Source organism: Myceligenerans pegani (assembly GCF_014892515.1).
Lineage (GTDB): Bacteria > Actinomycetota > Actinomycetes > Actinomycetales > Cellulomonadaceae > Myceligenerans > Myceligenerans pegani.
Genome location: NZ_JADBGR010000105.1, coordinates 66,698 through 89,223, shown reverse-complemented (window position 1 = coordinate 89,223; position 22,526 = coordinate 66,698). Strand labels below are relative to the sequence as shown.

Annotated in this window: 21 protein-coding genes and 1 riboswitch; of the genes, 9 read left to right on the top strand and 12 right to left on the bottom strand. The window is 72.1% G+C overall.

What is annotated here, in order from left to right; all coding sequences use genetic code 11:
• Nucleotides 1-63: 63 nt before the first annotated feature.
• Entirely contained in the window at nt 64-1,770 is a 1,707-nt protein-coding gene (locus IIE03_RS19695; protein ID WP_225998045.1) for an acyltransferase, read from the bottom strand.
• A 407-nt stretch (nt 1,771-2,177) separates the two neighbouring features.
• Here IIE03_RS19695 and IIE03_RS19690 point away from each other — a divergent pair, with 407 nt between their 5' ends.
• Complete coding sequence (locus IIE03_RS19690; RefSeq protein ID WP_192864467.1) at nt 2,178-3,185, top strand: hypothetical protein; 1,008 nt, start codon at nt 2,178-2,180, stop codon at nt 3,183-3,185.
• 106 nt (nt 3,186-3,291) lie between these two features.
• Here the strand turns inward: IIE03_RS19690 and IIE03_RS19685 are convergent, their stop codons facing one another.
• From IIE03_RS19685 to IIE03_RS19670, 4 genes are all read right to left on the bottom strand, one after another.
• Nucleotides 3,292-4,710 (bottom strand): sigma-70 family RNA polymerase sigma factor, encoded by a 1,419-nt coding sequence (locus IIE03_RS19685; protein ID WP_192864466.1) that lies wholly within the window; start codon nt 4,708-4,710, stop codon nt 3,292-3,294.
• Between the two features lie 124 nt (nt 4,711-4,834).
• A complete protein-coding gene (nhaA, locus tag IIE03_RS19680; RefSeq protein ID WP_192864465.1) occupies nt 4,835-6,676 on the bottom strand; it encodes a Na+/H+ antiporter NhaA in 1,842 nt (613 codons plus the stop codon).
• Nucleotides 6,677-6,749: 73 nt separating this feature from the next.
• Complete coding sequence (locus tag IIE03_RS19675) at nt 6,750-7,604, bottom strand: carbonic anhydrase (protein ID WP_192864464.1); 855 nt, start codon at nt 7,602-7,604, stop codon at nt 6,750-6,752.
• A gap of 98 nt (nt 7,605-7,702) precedes the next feature.
• Nucleotides 7,703-8,662: an endonuclease/exonuclease/phosphatase family protein gene (locus IIE03_RS19670; RefSeq protein WP_225998043.1), complete on the bottom strand. Its 960-nt coding sequence runs from the start codon at nt 8,660-8,662 to the stop codon at nt 7,703-7,705.
• Nucleotides 8,663-8,940: 278 nt separating this feature from the next.
• Here IIE03_RS19670 and IIE03_RS19665 point away from each other — a divergent pair, with 278 nt between their 5' ends.
• Together IIE03_RS19665 and IIE03_RS19660 are read left to right on the top strand one after the other, a co-directional pair.
• Nucleotides 8,941-9,228 (top strand): hypothetical protein, encoded by a 288-nt coding sequence (locus IIE03_RS19665; protein ID WP_193107592.1) that lies wholly within the window; start codon nt 8,941-8,943, stop codon nt 9,226-9,228.
• A 183-nt stretch (nt 9,229-9,411) separates the two neighbouring features.
• Complete coding sequence (locus tag IIE03_RS19660) at nt 9,412-9,885, top strand: hypothetical protein (RefSeq protein WP_192864462.1); 474 nt, start codon at nt 9,412-9,414, stop codon at nt 9,883-9,885.
• Between the two features lie 69 nt (nt 9,886-9,954).
• Here the strand turns inward: IIE03_RS19660 and IIE03_RS19655 are convergent, their stop codons facing one another.
• The gene (locus tag IIE03_RS19655; protein WP_318843083.1) at nt 9,955-10,674 is read right to left on the bottom strand and encodes a GH25 family lysozyme; all 720 of its coding nucleotides are present in this window, start codon (nt 10,672-10,674) and stop codon (nt 9,955-9,957) included.
• Between the two features lie 351 nt (nt 10,675-11,025).
• On the opposite strand from IIE03_RS19655, the gene IIE03_RS19650 reads away from it, so the two are divergent.
• On the top strand, nt 11,026-11,766 hold the full coding sequence (locus IIE03_RS19650) for a C40 family peptidase (protein ID WP_318843082.1): 741 nt from the start codon (nt 11,026-11,028) through the stop codon (nt 11,764-11,766).
• A gap of 64 nt (nt 11,767-11,830) precedes the next feature.
• Here IIE03_RS19650 and IIE03_RS19645 read toward each other — a convergent pair whose 3' ends face one another.
• On the bottom strand, nt 11,831-12,784 hold the full coding sequence (locus tag IIE03_RS19645; protein ID WP_192864460.1) for a hypothetical protein: 954 nt from the start codon (nt 12,782-12,784) through the stop codon (nt 11,831-11,833).
• Between the two features lie 187 nt (nt 12,785-12,971).
• Nucleotides 12,972-13,168, top strand: a riboswitch (cyclic di-AMP (ydaO/yuaA leader).
• Between the two features lies 1 nt (nt 13,169).
• On the opposite strand from IIE03_RS19645, the gene IIE03_RS19640 reads away from it, so the two are divergent.
• Complete coding sequence (locus tag IIE03_RS19640; RefSeq protein ID WP_192864459.1) at nt 13,170-13,892, top strand: C40 family peptidase; 723 nt, start codon at nt 13,170-13,172, stop codon at nt 13,890-13,892.
• A 135-nt stretch (nt 13,893-14,027) separates the two neighbouring features.
• Here IIE03_RS19640 and IIE03_RS19635 read toward each other — a convergent pair whose 3' ends face one another.
• Together IIE03_RS19635 and IIE03_RS19630 are read right to left on the bottom strand one after the other, a co-directional pair.
• Nucleotides 14,028-14,957: a hypothetical protein gene (locus IIE03_RS19635; protein ID WP_192864458.1), complete on the bottom strand. Its 930-nt coding sequence runs from the start codon at nt 14,955-14,957 to the stop codon at nt 14,028-14,030.
• A gap of 41 nt (nt 14,958-14,998) precedes the next feature.
• A complete protein-coding gene (locus IIE03_RS19630) occupies nt 14,999-15,265 on the bottom strand; it encodes a GlsB/YeaQ/YmgE family stress response membrane protein (protein WP_192864457.1) in 267 nt (88 codons plus the stop codon).
• 196 nt (nt 15,266-15,461) lie between these two features.
• On the opposite strand from IIE03_RS19630, the gene IIE03_RS19625 reads away from it, so the two are divergent.
• The 4 genes from IIE03_RS19625 to IIE03_RS26490 all read left to right on the top strand — a co-directional run bounded on the left by IIE03_RS19625 (nt 15,462) and on the right by IIE03_RS26490 (nt 19,763).
• Nucleotides 15,462-16,295, top strand: a complete 834-nt coding sequence (locus IIE03_RS19625) for an ion transporter (RefSeq protein ID WP_318843081.1) — start codon at nt 15,462-15,464, stop codon at nt 16,293-16,295.
• 386 nt (nt 16,296-16,681) lie between these two features.
• Nucleotides 16,682-16,897, top strand: a complete 216-nt coding sequence (locus IIE03_RS19620; protein ID WP_192864455.1) for a hypothetical protein — start codon at nt 16,682-16,684, stop codon at nt 16,895-16,897.
• Between the two features lie 180 nt (nt 16,898-17,077).
• Nucleotides 17,078-18,685, top strand: a complete 1,608-nt coding sequence (locus IIE03_RS19615; RefSeq protein ID WP_192864454.1) for a sigma-70 family RNA polymerase sigma factor — start codon at nt 17,078-17,080, stop codon at nt 18,683-18,685.
• A gap of 253 nt (nt 18,686-18,938) precedes the next feature.
• Entirely contained in the window at nt 18,939-19,763 is an 825-nt protein-coding gene (locus IIE03_RS26490) for a zf-HC2 domain-containing protein (protein ID WP_192864453.1), read from the top strand.
• A gap of 17 nt (nt 19,764-19,780) precedes the next feature.
• Here the strand turns inward: IIE03_RS26490 and IIE03_RS19605 are convergent, their stop codons facing one another.
• The 3 genes from IIE03_RS19605 to IIE03_RS19595 all read right to left on the bottom strand — a co-directional run bounded on the left by IIE03_RS19605 (nt 19,781) and on the right by IIE03_RS19595 (nt 22,459).
• Nucleotides 19,781-21,106 carry a methyltransferase domain-containing protein gene (locus IIE03_RS19605; protein ID WP_318843080.1) on the bottom strand — a complete coding sequence of 442 codons (1,326 nt, stop codon included), beginning with the start codon at nt 21,104-21,106 and terminating at the stop codon, nt 19,781-19,783.
• Between the two features lie 25 nt (nt 21,107-21,131).
• Nucleotides 21,132-21,620 (bottom strand): hypothetical protein, encoded by a 489-nt coding sequence (locus IIE03_RS19600; protein ID WP_192864452.1) that lies wholly within the window; start codon nt 21,618-21,620, stop codon nt 21,132-21,134.
• A 191-nt stretch (nt 21,621-21,811) separates the two neighbouring features.
• Entirely contained in the window at nt 21,812-22,459 is a 648-nt protein-coding gene (locus IIE03_RS19595; RefSeq protein WP_192864451.1) for a DinB family protein, read from the bottom strand.
• Nucleotides 22,460-22,526: the final 67 nt, after the last annotated feature.

Genomic DNA, 22,526 nt, shown 5'->3' with positions numbered 1-22,526 from the left:
GGCTGCCCGGTGCCCGGCTGCCCGATGCTCGCTGCGGTTCGATGGACGATCCGCGCTCGGAGGCTACCTCGGCCCGGTCCCGGCCGGCTCGGGCCGGTGGACTCCGCGCGGCCGGTAGCCGAGCTGGTCGGACAAGCCGGCCAGGTCCGCGAGGAGCCAGATGATGGCTAGCCACATCTCCGTGCCCTGCAGGCTCGGGGCGGTCACGGTGACCGACATCGTCGTCGGGTGCGGCGCCTGGAACCCGAAGCCCTGGTCCGGCGTCCAGTGGCGCAGCGCGTCGGAGAGCAGGCGCCGCGCGAGGTCGGCCACCTCGTCGCCGCGGTGTCCGGTTCCGCGGGTGAGCCACAGCGGGTGGGCGACGTCGAGCACGTTGCACGCGTTCTGCCGGGCGGGGGCGAAGTAGCGCACATCGCGCGCGTGCGCCAGGACGGTGTCGACCACACGCTCCGCGTGGGGCACGGGTAGGCCGAACTGCGCGAAGGTGCCTCGCGTCGCGCGGTAGTAGCCGTTGACCACTTGCAGCAGCCCTTCCGGTCCCCCGGCTCGGCCCCACATCCCGGTACCCGGATCGGCGTGGGTGAACAACCACCCGAACAGCGCCTCGAGCGCACCGGAGCTGTTCGCCGCCCCGATGCGCGCATTCCAGTGCAGGGCGGTTCCGAGCTCGTCGACCCAGCTCCCGCAGTGCCACGCCCTCTCGGCCCAGGGGAGGCGTTCGAGGCCGGCCACGACGTCGGCGGCGGACGCCTCGGCGACGACGGTCAGCGGATGGGCGAAGCGGCTGCCCAGCAGGTCCAGGGCGTAGCCCACGGACAGGACGTGATAGCCGGCCGGCCACGTGAAGATCGTCGCCTCCGGTGGCACGGGACGGCGATCCTCGCCGAGCTCACCCACCAGTCCGGTGGCCGGGTCCTGCCACGAGCGCAGGAGCTCCGTCAGCTCGGCGGCGTCCCGCTGCGGCGGCGGGCCTCCGAACAGCAGGTCGGCGACCTCGACCGCGTCGCACTGCGCCCGCACCGTGGGCGCGTCCCCGGGCTGGTTCACGAACAGGCCGGCGCCGCCGTCCCAGTACCGATCGAGGATCGCGGCCGCCTGCTCGCGCGCCGCACCCGCAAACTCCGCCACCGCCCCGGCCAGGTCCCCTTCCCGGCGCCGCGCCGGCCGGTCCGGTCCCGTCCGCCACTTGATGACGCGAGCCGGATTGCCACCGACGACGGCGCCGGCTGGTACGTCTTTGGTCACCACGGCACCGGCGGCGAGCACCGCCTTGTCGCCCACGCTGACGCCGTCCAGGACGACCACGTGCGAACCGATCCAGACGTCGTCGCCGATCGTGATGCCCTCGGCCGTGTGTGGTTGTCGGTGAACCTCGAGATCAGGGTCGTCGAAGGTGTGGTTGAAACCGATGAGAGAGGTGTGGGCGCCGATGCGAACCGCGTCGCCCAGGCTGATCTCGCCCCGCACCACGGTGTACGGGTTGATCGTGCAGTCGCGCCCGGCGCGCAGCGTTCCGGAGAGGTAGGCGCCCGCCGCCACGTAGCTGCGGTCGCCCAGCTCGAGCGCCTCGTTGGTCACCGACGACAACTCCGAGACGAAGCACCGCTCCCCGAACCGGTACCCCCGCTCGCCGGCCAGGTCGTCCTGGACCGCGCGCTGCCGGTGCCTGGCGGCGTCGTCGGCCCTGTCCCAGAAGAACCACGGGGTGTAGTCCAGATCCGCGCTCCCGAACCTCGGCCCGACCGCGCCTGCCATGTCTTCCCTGATCATCGGTCTCCTTCGCACGTGTCGGCCCCGGTTCGCGGAGCGTCAGGTCTCGGGATGCCCACGTCCGTGGACACTCTGGCGACGTCGCAATACGTAGACAGTAGGCCGCGCCGGCCCGCCCTCTTCGCGCCATCCGCCCCGTCGGGTCGTCTCGCGGAGCGCCGGCACCTCGCGATCCGTGCGGTGCTCGGTGCCGCGCGTCGGGGTCGGGACCTGCCGGCGTCGCCGGTCGGGAGGTGCGCCGGTCGGTGAGTGCCAGAAGCCCGCTCCGCAGGCGTGAGCACCCCCGCAGGAGGCGTGTGACGTAGATCACTCGACACGTCGACGCCAATCCGCGGTCCTACCCAGCGTGATCACACCTGTCCCGGCAGGCGCCTGAGGCGCGTGTCGTTCGACCCAGAGGAGGCAGAGTGGAAAGTCGTTCATGTGTCGAGGCACGCCTCGCACCACCCCCGTCGGCCGCACTGCACAGACCCGCGATCGAGAGGTTGCTCGACGACGCGCTGTGGACGAGCACCACCGGAATGACCCTGCTGCGCGGCCCGCGCGGGAGCGGTCGCCGCACCGCCGTCGCCCTGTGGACGCAGCGCCTCGTCCGCGGCGGGAGGGCGGTGGTCCACGTGGACCTGTCCGAGAACGATGCGGCCGACGGCGAGATGCTCGGGGCCGCCGTCCGTACCGGACTCCTGTTCCTGACCGGCGCCGCACCCGCCGCGCCGTCGACCGCCGAGGGCTGGACCCCGGAGGACGTTGCCGCCACGCTCGACGCCCACGAGGTGGTACTCGTCGTCGACCGGCTGGGTCCGGCGTCGGGCGCGGCGCTGCGTTTCCTCGATCGGGCGGCCCGCCTGCTGCGCGGGAGCCACGTCGTCGCGCTCACCGCGATGCCGCTGCGCGAGCGAGGTCCCGCCGGGGCCGCCCACGTCGAGCTGGACCTGCGCGCCCTGCGCGTCTCCGCGGACGAGGCGCGGTGGGCGGCGGTATCGCTCGGGCTGCCCCTCAGCGACCGGCAGACCCGTCTCCTGACCGCAGCCACGGCGGGGTGGCCGGCGATGTTCTACCCCGCGCTGCACGAGCTGCACCGCGCGAGCGTCGCGGGTGACCCCGTCACCGACACCCTGGTCTCCGTCGTCGCGGCGACGCATCGTGCCGCGTTCCTGCGCGACGCCATGTCCGACGAGGCGCTCGCCGTGCTGGTCGAGGCGAGCCGGTCCGCCCGGTTCACCTGGCACGACCTGGAAGGGACGGGCTTGCTCTCGATGCTCCCGGAGGACTTCCTCGACCGGCTCGTGGACACGGGCGTCGTTCTCGAGGATCCGACGGCGCCCGACGGCATGCTGGCCGTGGAGCCGAACCTCCGTCGCGCGCTGCTCGACGCGCACGACGACTACGACGCGGCGGGCTCACCCGACCGCTAGAAGGCTCCCACCGGTGGGAACGAGGTCGGCGTCGCCGGCGCGAGGTCGCGCACATCGCTCGAGAGCCGNGCCGGCGACGCCGACCTCGTTCCTGCCCGCGCGACCTCTATGGCACCCGAATCACGGGTTCGCCGTCGATCACGATCTCCAGGAGGGGAGGCTCGGTCGGATCGGGTGTAGGGCTCGGCGTCGGATCGGACGGCGGCTCGGGCGTCCGTCCCGGCGGAGCCGGGTCCGGCTCCGGTTCGGGTGCCGGCGGCGCCGGGGTCGACGCGGACGGCGGCGGCTCGGGGTCCCGCGGCGGTGCCGGCGACGACGGCGGTGCGGGCGCGGGCGCCGGGGTCGGCGCAGGCATCGCCACCGACGTCGGTGCGGGTGCGGGATCCTGCGCCGGATCCGGCGTGAGCTCCGGCGCAGGATCCGAGGTGGGCTCCGACGACGGCGTCGGCGCAGACGTCGGTTCCGGCCGCGGCTCGCCCCCGGGCGGGGACATCGGCTCCGGCGGACGGACGGGGCGGAACCCGGGGGTCAGGTCCGCGCCCTCGGCGACACCCTCGACCCAGTTCGCTCGCGTGCCGTCCGACGCCGCGACGGCCGGCAGCGTGAGGAGGCACACCACGGCGACCGTCGCGCCGTGACGCACCACGCGCCGCAGGTCGCTGGGTCGCGACCACCACCACCGTCTGCCGAAGGCCCGCAGGCCGCGCGCCCCCGCCCCCGGTACACCCGTTCCCCGTTTCGGCCCGTGGTCGGCGGCCCAGGACATGTCGGCGCGACCACCGGCAGCCAGCGGCAGGCCGAGCGGCAGCAGCACGGCGCGCATGCGGCGCCTGAGGTCCCGCATCTGCTCGACGGCGGTCGCGCAGGAGAGGCACGTCAGCACGTGGACCTCGACGCGATGGTGCACGGGTGCGGCCAGCGACTCCTCGACGTACCGCGCGAGGTGCGGGGCGTAGTCCTCGCACCCGGGAGCCACGCGGCCCCGGTGCGCCTGCAGGTACTCGCGCCGGAGTCGCTCGCGAGCCCTGCGGGCGAGCGAGGACGTCGCGTTCGGCGAGACCCCCAGCAGCGGACCGGCCTGGGCCGGCGGCAGGTCGTGGACGTCCACGTACCAGAGCACCCGGCGCCAGCGCGGCGGCAGCGCGGCGAACGCCTGCCGGATCCGCTGGACGTCGTCCGCCGCGACGAGGCCGTCGGCGTCGTGGTGGGGTCCGTCCACGATCTCCGCCTCGGCCGGCACCGCACGTTCCTGCGCGTGCCGGAACCTGATGGCGGTGTTCCGTACTGTCGTCAGCAGGTACGAGCGCACGTTGCCCGACGGGCCGCCCCCGTCGCGCACGACGGACAGGAACGAGGTGAACGACTCGGCCACGACGTCGTCGACCGCATGGCTCTTGCCGACCACGCGCCGGGCGACGCCGACGGCGGCGCGGCGGTGGCGCACGTAGAGTTCCGCGAACGCGTGGTCCCGGCCGGCCCGGAGATCAGCGAGCAACGTCTCGTCGGACCGGGTGGAACTGGTCACCTCGACCATCTGCGGGCACCCCCTGGCACCTCGACGGAGCTGTCCTGATTGCCTGGAACCCTACGGCCAGACAGGACGACCGTCCAGGTCGCGCGGGTGATCCATGGAGGCCGCGGGCCGAGGATCACGACCGCCGTCGTACCGCCGCCTCCGGCAGGGACTCCTCCAGGGCCGCGATGAGCGTGCGCGCGTCGTGCGAGCCCTGGTTGCGGATGCCGTTGAGGAAGAACGTCGGCGTGCCGTGCGCGCCGCTCGCCCGGGCACTCTCGGCGTGCGCGCGGACTCGCGCGGCGAGCGTCTCGTCGACCATGTCGGCGTCGAACCGCTCCAGGTCCAGGCCGAGGTCCAGTGCGTAGCCGCGCAGGTCCTCCAGTTCGAGCCGGGCCTGGTTGGCGAAGAGGATGTCGTGCATCTCCCAGAAGGCACCCTGGCGGTGCGCGGCCTCCGCCGCGAGCGCCGCGCCGAACGCCTGGGGGTGGACATCCTCGAGCGGGAGGTGCCGGACGACGTAGCGGATCTGGTCGCCGAAGTGGTCGGCAAGGTCCTTCCCCATCCCGGTGGCGCGGGCGCAGAAGGGGCACTGGAAGTCGAGGTACTCGACGACGGTGTAGGGCGCTCCGGGGGCGCCGCGCAGGTGATCCTGCTCGACGTCGACGTCGGGGGTGAGGGTGACGGGGAGGTCGGCGCTGTGCTCGCCGAAGCGGACGCGGGCGATGCGGAAGGCGAGCGCGCCGACGAGCGACGCGAGGACCATGGCGACGAGGACGCCGATGGCGGCGGCCTGGGCGTCGGCCTCGTCGTCGAACGCGAGGTCGGCGACGAGGAGGGAGACGGTGAAGCCGATGCCGGAGAGGGCCGCGCCCCCGACGACGCTGCCCGGGCCGACGCCGTCGGGGAGCCGCCCGAGGCCGGCCCGCACGGCCGCCCAGGCCCCGAGGCTGATACCGGCGAGCTTGCCGACGACGAGGCCGGCGACGACGCCCCAGAGCACGGCGGAGCCGAAGGCCTCGCCGAGTGCTCCGCCGCGCAGGTCGACCCCGGCGTTGGCGAACGCGAAGACGGGGACGACGACGAGGGACACGGGTGTGCGGAGCTGCTCGTGGAGGCGGTGGTTGACGGAGATGGACCGGGCGAGTCCGAGTCCGACGACGCGTGCGACGCCGGCGTTGGGCGACTGCCAGTAGGAGCGGAACAGGTGCTTGGCGCGGATGACGTCCTCTCGCTCGGGGGTCGCGGCGGGGACGAGGAGGCCCGCGAGCATGCCGGCGAGCGAGGGGTGCACCCCCGCCTGCACGGTCGCGCCCCAGAGCACGACGACGACGAGGACGTAGGGCGTGCTGCGCCATTCGCGGGCCCGGCCGAGGAGCCACAGGGCGAGGAGGCAGGCGGCGGCGAGGGCGAGGGGTGCGAGGCGGATGTCGTCGGAGTAGACGGTGCCGATGACGGTGACTGCGATGAAGTCGTCGACGACGGAGAGAGTGAGCAGGAAGATGCGCAGCTGGTTGGACATCGCGGGGCCGACGAGCGCGAGGACGCCGAGCAGGAACGCGGTGTCGGTGCCGATGACGACGCCCCAGCCGTCGGGTGCGGTGTTGCCGGCGATCGCAAGGTAGATGCCGGCGGGCGCGAGCACGCCGAGGGCTCCGGCGACGAGCGGGACGAGCCGGCGGCTGCGCTGTCGCAGGGCGCCGACGGCGAGCTCCTGGCGCACCTCGAGGCCGACGACGAAGAAGAACAGGACCATGAGGCCGTCGTTCACCCAGTGGTGCAGGTCCATGTCGAAGCGCAGGTCGCCGACGTCGACGTGGACCGGGAGTTCCCACAGGTGCTCGTAGGAGGCGGAGAACGGCGAGTTGGCCCAGGCCAGCGCCACGAGGACGACGCCCACGAGCAGGAGCGCGCTGCCGACCTCGGTACGCAGCCAGTCGATGGTGCGTCGGGTCCATCGCGGCTTGCGCTCGTCCATAGGGCGAGATTATGCCGGGCGGGACCACGGCGCTCCGCCGTGGTCCCGCCTGTCGGATGCGCGGAGTCAGGTCCTACTCGTCGTCGGACGTCACCTCGGTGCCGTCGATCTCGCGGTCCCCGAGCGGCTGGGTCGGGCGTGCGTTGTGGTCCTCGGCGCCGGTCAGGACCTCGAGCTGCTCGGGCGAGAGGGAGATCCGCTCCTCGAGCACGAGCCAGTGCACGCCTTCCGTGCACGGCGGTGTGGTCAGGCTGCCCTCGTAGGAGTACGCGGAGGAGTCGTCGGGGAGGATCGTCGACAGGTCGAGGCCGGTCTCGGTCCCCTCGTCGTCGGTGTCGGCCTCTTCGTCGGTGTCGGTGTCGTGCTCGGCGTTCACCGCGTCGATGAACGGCTGCATGGCGGGCGTCTCCTCGCCCTCCTCCCCCATCAGGCCGAGCACGAGCACCCCGCCGTCGGCGCTCTGGTGCACGAAGTGGAACTCGACGTCGGCCGCGTCGCCCTCGACGGTGTGCTCCGAGGGGACGTGGTAGTGCATCTGGACGAGGTCGTAGTTCTCGCCGTCGTAGGTGAGGCCCGTGCCGCCGTCGGCGACCGTGAGCTGGAAGGTGTGCCCCGTGTCGGCGACCACGCCCTCGGTGTCCTCGACCTCGAGGTGGGTCTCGTGGTCGCTGTCGGGCACCTCCGCGGGCAGATCGACCGGGGACTGGTGGGAGCCGTCGACGCAGAGCGCGAAGTCGTCGGTGAGCTCACCCCAGTGGGCGGGTCCCTCCTCGCCGTCGTAGGACCAGTGCACCTCCTCGGCGTCCGGCGCCGCCTCCTCCGCCTCCTGGGCCGGTGGTGCGGGGGCCGGGTCGGCGGCGCAGGCCGTGAGACCGGTGACGGCGAAGAGCAGGACGGCGGGGACGATCGTGCGCGTGCGAACAGACATGAGGTTCCGTTTCTCGAAAGGTAATGGACGGCCGGGCCGACGCCCGGCCGCCTCGTCTACATCGTGGCAAAGCGCCACATACGTAGAATTACCAGAAGTCAGGCCTCAAGTCGCACCACGGCCTGCACCGGAGTGTGGTCGCTCGGCCAGCGCCCGGCGGCGGAGGTCCACGTGTTGATCGCCGCGTACCGCACGTCCCACTCCGGCGACGCGAGGATCCAGTCGATCCGCGTCCCGTTCGGGTCGGGCTCCCCGTAGTTCGGGAACGTGCCGGCCCGCGGCGTGAGCCGCTCGCCGGCGAGCCAGGTGTCCTGCAGCCCGCCGTCGGTCACGAGGACGTCGTACGGCTCGGAGTTCTCGGCGGCCGCGTTGCAGTCGGCGGTGAAGAGGACGGGCAGGCCGGAGTCGGCGGCGAGGTCACGCACCACCTCGGCGCTGCGTACCCGCGCGTTCTCGGACCGGTGGTCGAAGTGCGAGTTCGCGAAGAGCAGGTCGCGGCCGGTCCTGGCGTCGCGCAGGCGAGCCCAGGTGACGATCCGTGTCACGGTGTTGCCCCAGGTCGCCGAGCCGATCACCTGCGGCGTGTCGGACAGCCAGAACTGGTCCCACCACAGCACCGTGAACCGGCGGGTGTCGTAGAAGATCGCGGAGTACTCACCGGCCGCGCCGCCGCCGCGACCGTACCCGACCATCTCGTGGTGCCTGCCCAGCCCCTTCCCGATCGCGGTGAGCTGGTGGAACTCGGCCTCCTGCACGCCGAGCAGCGACGGCTGCTCCAGCTCGAGGAACTCGGTGACCAGGGGCTCGCGCTCGGGCCAGTAGTCCGCGTCCCCCGGCTGCGTGGCGCCCTCGCGGTCGTATCGGATGTTGAAGCTCATGACGTGGATCGCGGGACCCCGGACCCGGCCGACGACGGGCCTGCCGCGTGGCCTGCCGCCCGGCTGGGCCCCGGCGGCGGTGTCCGCCGCCGCCGGGATCGTGGTCGCCCCGGCGGCGACGGTCGCCCCCAAGGCACCGGCCGCGGCGAGGACGCCTCGGCGAGTGATGCTGCTGTTCATGCCGTTCCTCCTGGTTCGACGCACAGTGGTGCCCAGGCGACCAGCCACGGGTGAGCCCTGCGTGAAGCCCGGATGACCGGACGAGGAACACCCGTCCGACGTCGACCGGTCACGTCGTGCGGTCACGTCGCCCGGCAGGTGGGCGCGTGCGCACCGGGCCGGCGCATCGGCGGCGGCACGGGGGCACCCGGACCTCGGCGACGCCGCCGGCCGGGCACACCGGCGTACGAGTTTCGCCGAGTGCTGTGACATCCGGGCGGGTGACGCGTCTGAGCTGCATGACAACGAACCTCATGGACACCGTTTCCTGGGCCGCACACCGTCGCGCCGTCGTCCACACGGTCAAGCGCCGCGTGCCGTTCGTCGACCCCGAGGCCGCCGCGAGCCGCGGGCTCGCGACGCTCTGCGCCCGCATCGTGGCCGACGGCGCCGTGGACCGTCCCGCGGACATCTGGTGCGAGGCCGCCGTCGACGCCGCGTTCGCCATGCTGCGCGAGATGATCCTCGCCGCCTCGCGCCAGGTACGTCCCGCCACGGCCGACGACATGCCCGGTGCGGACGCGTAGCCGGCGGGCGGCCCGGGAGTGACGGCACGGCAAGAGCACTACCCGCGCGTCCTCTCGATTGCGTGCAACGCACGATCGTGACGCCGCCGGACATGGGCGGCGCGTCAGCGGGCGAGTGACCGCGGTCCTTGATAGACCCCTGTCGACGGGCATGATCGAATGCGCGAGAACAGGAACGAACCCATGACGACCGCCCCAGAGCTGTCCCTGGCCGGTACCGACGTCCCCGCCGGGCTCCGTTACGAGGTGCCGCTGGATCCACGTCCGATCGTCATCGAGAGCGGGCCGGAGCTGCAGCCCGTGCTCGCACGGGCGAGCGCCGGTGGTTTCTTCGAGAAGGCTCGCGAGGGCCGCCGGGTCGGAGAGGCGCGCAACACGCTGCACCGCGCCGCGATCGCCTACGCCATGTCCGCACGACCCGTCGAGCGTGACGACCTGGCGTCCATGCTCACGGGGGCCGCGCAGCAATGGTCCGGCACGCTGGCCGACACCGGCAACGAGGTCCCGCAGCCCGCCCCGGACCCGCGTCTGACCACTTCGCTCGCGCTGCTGGAACGCATCGCGACCGTGACGGAGGACGTCGTCCGGACGCGCCGCACCACCCTGCTCAAGCCGCTGCTCGCGGACATCAGGGACGTGCTGCCGCGCGACCGCTGAGGGCAACCCCGACGCTGCCGGCCCGCCCGACGGCCACCAGCCGCTACCCGACCGGGCGGTCACCGGCCCCTACCCGACCGGGCGGCCGCCGAGGTCCGCGAGCGTGCCGTCGACGACGTTCATGTCGACGAACGGCTCGGCCCCGGGGTCGGTGCCGACACCGTCCAGCCGGTCGCGGTGCGAGTACTGCCAGATCGTCCAGTCCCGGCCGTCCGAGAGGCGCGGCGGCAGGACGACGCCCCGGATCCACACCGGGTTGCGGGGGTACCGCCCGGCGAGGTAGGCGTCGTACGCCTCGGCCGTCGTGTAAAGGGTTGCGGGGCGCCCGTAGTGCTCCTCGATCTCCGTGAGCAGCGGGTCGAGGATCTCGTGGACCCGGTCCGCCGGCGGCAGGTCGCCCAGATACTCCCCGTAAGGCTCCAGATCGACGACCGGCGTCAGTGCGTCCGCCTCCGGGGGGACCGTGTCCACGAGGTTCGCCGCCTGCTCCTGCCCCGAGCTCTCGAAGCTCATGAAGTGGTAGGCGCCGACCATCAGGCCTGCGGCCCGCGCGCCGTCCCAGTTCTCGGCGAAGCGCTCGTCGACGTACCCCGACCCCTCGGTGGCCTTGACGTAGGCGAAGTCGATGTCCTGCGCGGCGACCAGTTCCCAGTCGATCGTGCCGTTGTGGTGCGACACGTCGATGCCGCGGACGTCGTACCCGGCGGCGAACACGCGGTTCGGCCAGAGCACGCCCGCTGCCACGAGGACGGCCAGGACGACGCCCGAGGCCAGGGCGGCGATCAGCACGGAGGCGATCCACCGCCGTCCGGTGTGGGAAGGCGACCTTTCCGGCTCCTCAGGCATAACGGAAAGATATCCCCGCGACACGCCGAACGGTGACGCGACTCTCGCGAGCCCGAAGACGCCTGCTGCGACTCGCCGGAATTGCCGGACCCGACCTGCGTGTCGACGACGGTCGAAAAGTTACAGGACCGACCTTGTCAAGTTATTCGGCGTCACCACATGCCTGGTCGAGACAAGCACGATTTCTTCACCTAGCGTCGAGTCCGTTGCGTCATAGGACGACGCAGCCACGGGTGGCCGCGACCAGCTGTACGCGGCTCCCGGAGACCCTAGGTGCGATTCGGAGAATCACTGGTGAGTACCAACGTCAGGTGCGGTCGACACCGCGCCGACCACACTCCCAACACCCCGCTTACTGCACTGTCGAAGACCGCAGCGGACGCCGCACGCAAGGGCGCGCTCGTCGCGGCGACATCGGGGATCATCGCGACGACGCTGTCCAGCACGGCGTCCGCCACGCCTGAGGGCAACGCCCGCTACGAGCGCGTCACGGGGCTCGATCTCGAGGCCCTGAACGCCGCGCGTACCCACATCGAGACGGCGCCGGCGGTGAGGGTGGCGCCCGATGCACGCATCGACCTCACGACCCCCGTGGTCAAGGTGAAGCCGGCGCCGGAGCCGGAGCCCGAGCCGGAACCCGAACCCGAGCCGGAACCCGAGCCGGCCGACGCCGGAGCCGCGGTCCCGGCGTCAGGCGGCTCGATCGGCGCCCGCGTGGTGTCGATCGCGATGCAGTTCGTCGGCACGCCGTACGTCTACGGGGGCGAGTCGCCCGGTGGCTTCGACTGCTCCGGGCTCGTCAAGTACGCCTTCGCACAGGTCGGCGTCTCGCTCCCGCACTCGTCGTCGGCCCTGCGCGGCTCGGGCATGGTCGTGTCCGCCGCCGAGGCGCGGCCGGGCGATCTGGTCTGGACTCCCGGCCACATCGCCATCTACGCCGGCAACGGGATGGTGGTCGAGGCGGTCAGCTACGGCACACCGCTGAGCTACCGCGCCATGTGGCAGTCCAACCCGACCTTCGTCCGGGTCGTCTGACCGGACGTCCGACCGGTTCCCGACAACCGGCTTCGCGCCGAGGTGGTGGCCGCCTGCCCGGCCGCTACCTCGGCGCGAAGGCTCGCAGCTCGTCGAACTCGTCATCCTCCTCGCCGTCGTCGGCCCCGCGGGTCAGTCGCAGCCCGGCGACGGCCACACCGAGCAGCAGGCCCACCACCCAGCCGCCGAGGTCGTGCCCGTCGACCGAGAACGTCGTCTCGCGCAAGGGCGCCCAGGCGGCATCCAGCACCACGGGAACCGACAGCGGCGCCGCCCCGGGCGCGAAGAATCCGCTCACGGCGTCGAGCACGGGACCGGCGGCCTGGAGCACCCACACCAGCCCCGCCGCGGGCAGCCAGCCCAGCATCTGCAGCGGATTGCGGTCGACGCCCAGTCCGAGCGCGATGCCGAGCGCCACCGCGAAGATCCACCAGGTCCCCTGCGGGACGGCGGAGTGCCCGGGCAGCAGGCCCCACAACCACCCGTCCGCGAGCACGACCGGCAGCGCGAACGCGGCGGCGCGCACGGGCGCCGGGGCGAGTGCAGCCAACAGGCCGAGCGTCAGTCCCAGGGCCGTGGCCCCCACGGCGACGGCCAGCAGGGCGTCGGCCTTGGCGTCGTCGGCTCCGTCGGCCGCGTTGACCTGCCACCAGGCCCCACCGCCGGCGGCGGCCAGCGCCAGCGCCGTCCCGAACACGGCGGCCACGGCTCCGCCGGCGCGATGGCGGGCGAGCCGTGCGCTCGCCCCGGCCAGGACGCCTCCGATGACGCTCATCGTGACCAGGGAGGCGACGGCGTCCTCCGCCACGAGCGGGATCGGCGTGAACGCGCCGATCTCCTCGAGGGAGGCGGACCGGATCCCGAGGGCCTGTGAGATCTCGTGCACGATCCACGGCAGGAATCCGACGACCCACCAGACCACAGCGCTGATCGGAAGGATCCACCACCCGGAGATCCGTGCGGGGAGATCGTTCGACGTGAGCGTTTCGGTCACCGTGTCGGTCGCGCCGTTGGACATGGCGCGCACCGTAGCGGAACCCGCGTGTCAGGCGTCGCCGGATCGGGTGAAATCTCCGGCAAAAATGGCCATCTCCCGCCAATTCCCGCTCTGCGTGACACGTTCGTGACTTTTTCGCCGAAGGTGTGTACCTTGAGTCTCGCTTCCCCCGAACGGGTGAAGTCACGAGGCGGACGCCGAGCCCTGCCACCGCATCGTGCCCAGGATGACCACGGCAGGGACGGGGGAACCATCTCCGGGCGACGAACCGGCGGAACTCGCAGGAGTTCCGAAGGGGCGGCGCCCTTGGGGTGAAGCCGGGCAGAACCCCCACATCTGCTCGGCCGGGTGAGCATCTCCCACCCGAACCCGACAGCTCACCTCGTAGGCGCTACAGGAGAAACAGGTGACCAACGCCACCCAGCGCGGACGCCATCGCGCGGACCGCAAGGCCACAACCCCCCTCACGATCATCGCCCGCACGGCCTCCGAGAACGCGAGCACCGCCGCTCGCCGCGGGGCTCTGGCCGTCGCCGCCGGCGGTGTCCTGGTCTCGACCTTCGCCACGACCTCCCACGCCGCCCCGGCCTCCAGCGACGTCAAGACCGCCGCGAAGATGGACGGCCTCAACCTGGACGCGCTGAAGGAGACCGCCGGTCAGGCCATCAGCGGGGCTGCGACGGTCTCGGTCGGGCACGACGTCAAGCTCGACGTGGAGGGTGCTGCCGTCACCGCCGACGGCAGCACCAAGGTCGAGGGCCTCGTCGAGGTGACCCCGGCCCCGGAGCCCCCGCCCACGCCGCTCAACGTCCAGATCGTGAACACGGCCTACAACTACCTCGCGGGCGCATACGTCTGGGGCGGTTCGACCCCCGGCGCGTTCGACTGCTCGGGCTTCATCCAGTACGTCTACGGGCTGTACGGGATCGGTCTGCCGCACTCCTCCTCGGCGATGCTCAGCGCCGGCTACCAGGTCTACGACCCGCAGCCCGGCGACATCGTCTGGAGTCCCGGCCACGTCGCCCTCTACGCGGGCAACGGCATGATCATGGAGTGGTACCAGTCCGGCCTCCCCGGCCGCTACACCGAGATGTGGCAGGACAGCCCCGTCTTCATCCGCGTCATCTGACACCTGTGATCCGACGCGATCGCGTCGGGCACGCATACTGTTTCACGAGCGCCGCGGCGCCGCCGGCTTCCCTGCCTGGCGGCCCGCGGCGCTCGGCGTATCGCCGCGACGACGGCGACCCGCCGGGCCGACCGCTCACGGCCAGTCGCAGTAGTCCGCGATGTACTCGAAGAGATCGCGCTTCGCGTCGTCGGGCATCGGCACGTACACGGCCCGCTGTTCCGCTCCGGCCACCGTGGTGTGCACGGGCAGGAAGGTGCCCCGCTTGTCCTCGGAGACGGCGTGGTGGTCGCACCGGGTCGGCACGAGGGCGAGTTCGAGGACGCCGTCGTCCTGGCCCGCCAGGGCCCTGCCGGTCCATGCCTCGCCGTCGACCGGGTCGATGAGGGTCGAGCCGTCGATCCGGGTGATCCGGACGTCGGGTCCGCCCGGGACCGGCTCGACGGTCAGGGTGAGGACCGCGACGGTCTCGTCGCCGCGGCGCTCGGTACGCACGGTCTCGCCCTGGGTGAGCGTGACGCCGGAGGCGACGGCCGCGGCCGCGCAGTCCTGTGCGAGATTCCGGGTCAGGTGGTCGCCGGGGTCGGAGACGGGCACCTGGACGGTGGTCGGTTCGCCGTGGTCGCCGCGGCTCCCGGCCGCCAGGGTGACCGCGGCACGTAGCTCGGCGCCGACGACGGCGTCCTCGGCCGGGTCGGGTCGACAGGTGGCCGTGCCGAGCTGGACGTAGAACCCTCGGCGACCGCCGGCGGCCAGGGTCTCCGGACGGAACGGCCGCGACGTGGTCTCCGTCGACGGGCCGAAGCTCTCACTCTCCAGCACACCGCCGAGCAGCACGAGGTCGGTGTCCGACATGTTGGCCACCTCGATCTCGACGACGCGATCCGCGTAGTCGAGGCGGGACTGCTGCAGCGTGACGGAGAGGTCCGCGGCGACGCCATCGGGCACGACGGGGCCGGACCGGCCCGCGCTCGTCCCGCCGTCGGCGCCGCAGCCGACCAGGAGGACGGACGCGGCGAACGCGGACACGGTAAAGGCCCGGACCTGCGGGACGCACTGCGACATGCGCACCAAACTAGGCCCGGGCCCTCACCCGTGTCAGTAGGTCAGTCCGCCTTCTTCCGGTTGAAGATCATCTCGAAGACGCCGATGACGATCAGCGCGCCGATGACCGAGAACAGCCAGGCCTGCCAGGACCAGAACTGAGTCATCTCGATGCTGAAGATGAGCTGGCCGAGCCAGCCGCCGAGCATCGCGCCCAGCACGCCGAGCAGCAGGGTCAGCCAGAAGCCGCCCTTCTGCTTGCCCGGCAGGATGATGCGCGCGATGACGCCGGCCAGCAGACCGAGGATGAGGAAGGGAATGAAACCCATGGTGATGGTCCTCCAGTGAGAGTGGGTGTTGCGGCACCTACCTTGGCACTGAACCGCCGCTTTCGCCCAGTGTGTACGGCGATTCGTTGCATGAGGTGCATATCTCGCCATGGACGGCGATGCCGGACACCGGCGGAACGCTAGGCTTCGCGTTGCCAACGGACCGATGACGGGCAGGGAAAGCGGAGTGAGGCGCGTGCAGGCGATTCGCGGACGAGTGAGAGACCTGGTCGAGGCGACCTGGTTCACCCGTGCGATCCTCGCGGTGATCGTCGCGAACGCGATCGTGCTCGGGATCGAGACGTCGATCGACGGTGGGCCGGTCGACGTGTGGCTGACGCGCGTGGACGCGGTGATGCTGTGGATCTTCGTCGTCGAGCTGTGCCTGCGGATCTTCGCGCACGGTCGCCGGTTCTTCACCGACCCGTGGAGCATCTTCGATCTGCTCGTCGTGAGCATCGCCCTCGTCCCGGCGTCGATCGACTCGCTGTCCGCGCTGCGGGCGCTGCGGATCCTGCGCGCGCTCCGGGTCGTGAACGCCGTCCCGTCGATGAAGCGCGTGGTGAACGGGCTGATCGCGGCCGTGCCGGGCATGGGATCGGTGGGCGCGTTGCTCGTGCTGGTGCTGTACGTGTCGGCGGTCATCGCCACGAAGCTCTTCCGCGACGTCGCCCCGGAACACTTCGACAACCTCGGGGTCACGCTGTTCACCCTGTTCCAGGTGATGACCGGCGAGGCCTGGCCGGACGTCGCGGCCACCGTCATGGCCGAGATGCCGGGCGCCTGGCTCTTCTTCGTGCTCTTCATCCTCGTCGTCAGCTTCGCGGTGCTGAACCTGTTCATCGCCGTGATCGTGAGCGGCATGGAAAGCCTCGAGGAGGAGCTCGTCGAACACGACCGGGAGGACGACGCCTCGAACGCCGCGCTCCTGGCGGAGATCCAGGCGGTCCGTGCCGAACTGGCGGCCCTCCGCGCCGAGCGCAACGGCGCACCCGACCCGGTGGACGCACCGACCGGGGGCTCGAGGTAGCACGAGCGCCGGATCGACCTGCCCCCAGCGCAGTTCGATCCGGCGCTCGGCCGGAGGTGCGGAGTCCGGCGCCGATCGGCGTGCTCCCAGCACACTCCGATCGACGCCGGCCCCGTCGGACGGACCGGCTCGGCCCGCCCCCAGCGCGGTCCGAACCTTCGCGTCGGTGGGAAGACGCGCGGACGGCGCGGATGTCACAGCGTTTCGCACGGGCGGCTGGTGTGACCTGCATCACATCCCGCTACCACCGACTCGGGAGGCGGGTTGATGTGTTGTCGGGCACACTCAGCAGGCGGAACCGCCCCAAACCCAGACAGACGAGCGATACTCCCCGACAAAATGGCTGGAGTGCTGTGACATTCGATCCCCTCGAGCGTCAGGGGCACATGACAAGTACCGAACACACCGAGCTCGTCCGGCTCGGTGCGCAGTATCTGCGCGCCTATTCGGATGGCGACGCCGTCAGCCTGTACCGGCTGGCGGACGCCTGGGGAGCCTCGGATCTGTGTGCGGCTGCCTGTGAGGTCGCCCTCGCGGTCATCAACGCGACGACCGGGCCACGCGGGATCGACGCCGTCTACGAGGCGTTCCATCGCCAATGAACCACGAATCACTCCAACGACAGCAATACCGACAGTGAGGATGACCCCAGACATGCTCAAGGAATACGACCTGCTGCTATATATCCCGCCAAGGGGCTTGCTTTTACCCACTGCCCCGGTGGGAACATGTATGGGCGTGCCCGCTGTCGACGGCCGACGCGATGAAGGGGGAGAGCATCGGTGACCACCACTGACGTACAGATCGATGACTGGGTCATCCACCGGCCCAACGTGGTGCGGTCCGTCGCCGCGCGCGTCCCCGGCGTCGACGCCGACGAGGCGGCGAGCCGTGCCCTCGAGAAGATGATCCGGATCGTCAACAACGACGGGGAGATCGCGGATCCGGCGGCGTACTGGCGCCGCGCGGCGATCAACGAGGCGTACTCGATCGCCCGCGAGTCCGGCCGCGCCGTCGTCGTCGAGGACGGGACCCTCTCCGCGCTCACCCCGCCCGTGGAGGGCGCGGAGCGCGACGCGGAGCGTGAGGCCGACGTCGCGATGCTGCGGGACGCCCTCGCCGACCTGAACGACGACGATCGCAAGCTCCTCTTCAACCGCCATGTCGACGACATGGCGGTCAACGACATCGCCGGCGACCTCGGGGTCCGGCCACACGCGGTCACCATGCGCCTGCGTCGCGCGGAGGAGCGCCTCGCCGGCGCCTTCGCCGCCGCGCACGCGCGCAAGGTCAACGAGCCCGAGTGCCGCACCACCCGTGCCGCGATGCACGACTACCTCAAGGGTCGTCTGCTGCCGCGCCGGTCCAAGCGCCTCGAGATGCACATCGACAGCTGCGCGGACTGCACGCACGCGTTCATCGACGTCCGCGAGATCTCGTGGATGCTGCGCGAGTTCGGCGACCAGCTCGTCGCCATCTTCTTCGGGGGCATGGCCGTGAGCGGTGCCGCCACCCTGGCGAAGAAGAAGGCGGACGAGAAGAAACCCCAGCAGAAGAGGCCGGACCCGAAGCAGATGGCGGTCGCGGCGAGCGTCCTGGCACTGCTCGCGCTCGCCGGTGGCGCCTGGGGCGCCTACATGGCGACCCAGCCCGAGATCCAGGCGGAGGCGTCGTCCGAGGACGGCGGGGACGGGGCGGGTTCAGGAGACGGAGCCGGTTCCGGGGACGGTGGCGGCGCCGGGGAGGGCGCCGATCCCGCCGCCGAGGCGGAGAAGCCGGAGCCCGACGCCGAACCGGAGCCGGAGGCGGAGGAGCCGCCGAACGTCCCGCCGGAGGACCCGCAGCCCCGGGAGGAGTTCCCGCCGCCGCTCGACCAGTCGACGCCGGAGGCACCGTCCGACGGCGCCGCACCCCAGGCCGAGCCCGACCCTGCGCCGGACCCCGGTCCCGGGGACGCACCGCCACCCGCGCCGGAACCCGGGCCCGAGGAGCCCGCCGGCGGCGAGGGCAACGGTGGCGACGGCAACAACGGCGGGGGCAACAACGGCGGCGGGAACAACGGGAACGGAAACGATCCCGGCAACGGGGGCGGAGGCGAGCCCGGCGCTCCTGAGCCGCCGGAGCCGCCCGAGGCGCCCGAGACGCCTGAGGCACCCCCGGGTGGCCTCGGCAGCGTGCTGGGCGAGCTGCCCCTCGGCGGCCTGGAGAACGTGCTGGGCGGGCTCGAGGACATCCCTGTCATCGGCGACCTGCTGAATCTTGCGGTCTTCGGCGATGTGGCCGGCGGGCTCGGTGACGGCACGCAGGCCGTCGACGACCTCACGGGCGGCCTGTCGGGCGACGGCGCGGAGGCGGTCGACGAGCTCGCGGGGAACCTGCAGGGCAACTGAACGAGCGCCTCACCTCGACGAGCGCCCCACCTCGGAGGGCCCGGGACCGGAATCGGACCCGGGCCCTCCGTGCGTCCGGGCACACGATCGGGGTGTGGCGGGTACCGAGTCTTGGAGCTGAGTTGGGCGGTATCCCACTGATATCTCCGATATTTCAGACGAAGCTTCCATGCACGGACACGTAAGTGCCACCATGTCGGTGGTGCCTCGCCGCTGACCGGCGGCGCGGCGCCTCGCGGACTGGAGGACGAGGTTGCACACGCTGATCAGCACTGATCTGAGCGAGCTGGCCGCCCAGCGGCGCGCTGTCGTGTTCGCCGTGTCGCGGCAGGTTCCGGGCGCCGACCCGGAACTGGCCACGAGCTTCGGCCTCGAGCAGCTGTGCCGAGAGATCGCCGTGCACGGGGCCGTCGATCGCCCGGTGGACTACTGGCACCACGCGGCGATCGACGCAGCAACCGAGGCATCGGCGAACGAGACGTCGGCGGCGACGGCGTCCGCGACCAAGACGTCCGCGGCCGGCAGTTCCGCGGCCGGCAGTTCCGCGGCCGGCAGTCCCGCGGCTGAGACCTCGGCGGCAGGAGCTGCTACGGCAGAGCTGGCAGGAACCCGGCCCGCCGCCACGGGACCGGCCGACGCCGCCGCGACCGCCGTCGTCCGCGAGGAGGCACCGTCCACCACGCCGCGCCCCGCGGTACACACCACGCCGGGCGCCGGGCGCACGGAGCTTCCGCCGTCGATCGCGCCGGCCGCGCCCACCGCGGGACCACCGCCCGCGACGCGACGCACGCGGCCGGCCAGTAACCGGCCCGCACCCGGTTTCGCGACCGTGACGCCCCTCGACCCGGCGGCGTGCCGGATCACCCGCGGTGCCATGCACGACTACATCCGGCACCGGCTGCTGCCGGGACGCCGCCGCGAGCTCGAGGACCACCTGGTCGACTGCGCGGCGTGTGTGCGCGCGTTCACCGACGTCCGGGAGTCGTACTGGCTCCAGCAGGCGGCGCCTCCCGTGGTCCGGCTCGGCACGGTGTCGGTCCCCGACGTGCCACCCGCACCCGCGGCCGCGGCACGCTGACCAGAGCCCGCGGCTGATCAGACGTCGCGCCGGAGCAGGAGCAGTACCTCGTAGTGCTGGGTCTGCGGGAACATGTCGAGCAGGACTCCGCGAACGGGCCGGAGCCGGGGCATGTGCGACAGGTCGGCGGCCAGTGTGGTGGCGTTGCAGCTCGAGTACAGGACATGGCCGACCGCCGACTCGTCCAGGGCCCGGGCCAGGCCGGCCCCGATCCCGCGCCGGGGCGGGTTGACGATCACCATCTCCGGGGCCTCCGTGGCCAGCCGTCCGACGACGTCGCGCGCATCGCCCGCCTCGAACCGCACATCGTGCAGCCCGAGTCCGTCGGCGGTCGCCGACGCCGCGGCGACCGCCTCCCGGCTCAGCTCGATGCCCGTCACCGATCGGCCGGGCGCCGCACAGTGCAGCGCGAATCCGCCCACGCCGCAGTACAGGTCCCACAAGGCGGCCGGGCCGACGTCGTCCACCCACTCGCGCGCCTGCCGGTACAGGCCCGCCGCCACCTCGGTGTTCGTCTGGAAGAAGCTCTGCGGCCGTAGGCGCAGCGGGATGCCGTCCAGCCGCATCGTCAGCGCCTCGGAGTCGGTCAGCACGATCTCGCGGTCGCCCTCGAGGACGGCCGCGTGGGCCGGCTGCACGTTCACCGTGGCGACCACCAGGTTCGGCAGCGCGGAGCGCAACGACGGCAGGTGCTTGCGGACGCGGGCGAGCGCCTCGGTGGAGCGCATGACGAACCGGACCATGAGCTCGCCGTCGGGCGAGATCGTGACCAGCACGTACTTGAGTTCACCGCGCTCGGCCGTGGCCTTCCGGGACTTCCCGGCGCGTGCCCGCGCCGTCGTCGGCCCTGGGACACGATACGGTTCCAGGCGCGCTCGCCTGATGAACTCGGCCAGCGGCGCGAAGGCGGCCTGGAGGGCCGGCGGGTAGAGGCCGCAGTCGGTGAGGTCCACGCCGTGCCCGACCCGGTCGAGAATACCGAGCACCGGCTCGTCGACCGTGCCGCTGACGACCATCTTCGCCCTGTTGCGGAACCCGGACTCAGGCCCTGTCACGGGCGGGAGCCAGTCGATCCCGGTGGTGGGTGCGGCCGGGGCGGAACGCGGGGACGCCGTGGACGGGCCGGCCACGCCGGGTGCGCCGACCACGTCAGGTACGCCGTCCGCGCCGGGTGCGGCGGTCCCGCAAGGTGTGGCGCCCGCGCCAACCGCGGTCGCCGCGCCCCTCGCGCCTGCCAGGAGCCGGGACACGTGCGCCTGCTTCTCCGCGACCTGGGTCGCGTACGGAGTCTCCAGGAGGGTGCACGAGTGGCAGCGTCCGGCGTCGAAGTGTGGGCACTGCACGCCGCTATTGTCTCGCGTTCTAGGGCTACCCGTCGTCCTCGACGTGCCGGGATCGGTGCTTCGCCTGGGATCGCTCGGTCTCGTGGATGTTGCGGGCGAGCTCGTCCGACATCCACCGCAGCTCGCCGGCCCATTCCTCCACCTTCGTGCGGGTCGCGACGATGTCCTCGACGGTGGCGTCCGCGGAGGGCGCCTCGGGGGCCGGCGCGGCATGGTGCGACTCTGCCGTGGACAGCGCCTCGTTCAGCGCCTGCAGCACTCCGGCGTCGGCGGTCCTGCCGGCGGCGGCGGTGTCCCGCCCTTGGTCGATGCGTTCACCGAGCTCTGCTCGCGCTGCCTCGCCGGCATCGATCAGCTGCACGACGGCGGCCCGGGCTTCCTCACGCTCAATGGCCGTGTTCTCCTCGGCCTCCGCCTGACGGCTCAGGTGCACACCCCACGCCACACCGACGACAGCCAGCGGCACGACGAGTGCGGAGGCGATGATCAGGGCCGCGCGGCGACGAGGGTGCACGGATGTAGTGTTTCGTCTGCGCCGGGCGGATGCCAGCGCGGGCAGGGCCGACGCGGGCAGGGCCGACGCGGGCAGGGCCGACGCGGGCAGGGCCGACGCGGGCAGGGCCGACGCGGGCAGGGCCGACGCGGGCAAGGCCAGCTCGGGCGGGACCGATGCGGGCAGTGCCGACGCGGCCAGGGCCGACGCCCTCAGCTCTCGCGCGGATACCGGTCGGCGATCTCTTTGAGCTTGGCGACGTACGCCGCTCGTTCCTCGTCCTCCCAGTCCGGGATGTTGGAGTTCTGCCGCCTCAGACCGGCCGCGCCGTCGTACTGCTCGCGGAGGATGTCGGCGTGCCCCGCGTGGCGGGCCAGGTCCCCGAGCGTGTGCACGATGAGGCGGAACAGCGTGGTGTCGGTGTTGTCGGACCACCACGGGACGATGCCCGGGGTGTCGAGCGCCAGGGCGTCGATGTTCTCCTCGGTGAAGGTCCACACGCGGCGGTAGAGGTCGATCGTCCCGGCAAGCGTCTCGTCGGTCGTGAGGTAGAAGTCGGCCTGCGGGTCCTCCTCGACAGCGTCCAGTGAGACGAGTTCCTCCGGCGTGGGCCAGGGCCGGCCGACGACGTCACCGAGGTACGTGGCCTCCACGGTCGTCAGGTGCTTCACCAGGCCGGCGAGGTTGTTGCCGCTGGGGACGCGGGGCCATCGCGCCTCTCGCTCGGACAGGTCCTCGACCTTCCAGACAAGAGCCTCGCGGGCCTCGCGGAGGTACCTCTTGAGGATCCGCTTCTGGAACTCCTCGCCGGTCTCGGCATCGGTCTCGGTCCTGCTGCTGTCGTTCCTTGCGGTGTTCATATGTGGCTCCCGGAGCGTGCGTAGGCTTCTGGCCACCCCGGGGACACCGGGTATGGCTGGGCCCAGC

Excerpts from the sequence above, each read along its gene's own strand:
- IIE03_RS19695 (WP_225998045.1), bottom strand. The coding sequence starts at position 1,770 with ATGATCAGGGAAGACATGGCAGGCGCGGTCGGGCCGAGGTTCGGGAGC.
- nhaA (WP_192864465.1), bottom strand. The coding sequence starts at position 6,676 with ATGGACGAGCGCAAGCCGCGATGGACCCGACGCACCATCGACTGGCTG.
- IIE03_RS19675 (WP_192864464.1), bottom strand. The coding sequence starts at position 7,604 with ATGTCTGTTCGCACGCGCACGATCGTCCCCGCCGTCCTGCTCTTCGCC.
- IIE03_RS19670 (WP_225998043.1), bottom strand. The coding sequence starts at position 8,662 with ATGAACAGCAGCATCACTCGCCGAGGCGTCCTCGCCGCGGCCGGTGCC.
- IIE03_RS19665 (WP_193107592.1), top strand. The coding sequence starts at position 8,941 with ATGACAACGAACCTCATGGACACCGTTTCCTGGGCCGCACACCGTCGC.
- IIE03_RS19660 (WP_192864462.1), top strand. The coding sequence starts at position 9,412 with ATGACGACCGCCCCAGAGCTGTCCCTGGCCGGTACCGACGTCCCCGCC.
- IIE03_RS19645 (WP_192864460.1), bottom strand. The coding sequence starts at position 12,784 with ATGTCCAACGGCGCGACCGACACGGTGACCGAAACGCTCACGTCGAAC.
- IIE03_RS19635 (WP_192864458.1), bottom strand. The coding sequence starts at position 14,957 with ATGTCGCAGTGCGTCCCGCAGGTCCGGGCCTTTACCGTGTCCGCGTTC.
- IIE03_RS19630 (WP_192864457.1), bottom strand. The coding sequence starts at position 15,265 with ATGGGTTTCATTCCCTTCCTCATCCTCGGTCTGCTGGCCGGCGTCATC.
- IIE03_RS19620 (WP_192864455.1), top strand. The coding sequence starts at position 16,682 with ATGACAAGTACCGAACACACCGAGCTCGTCCGGCTCGGTGCGCAGTAT.
- IIE03_RS19595 (WP_192864451.1), bottom strand. The coding sequence starts at position 22,459 with ATGAACACCGCAAGGAACGACAGCAGCAGGACCGAGACCGATGCCGAG.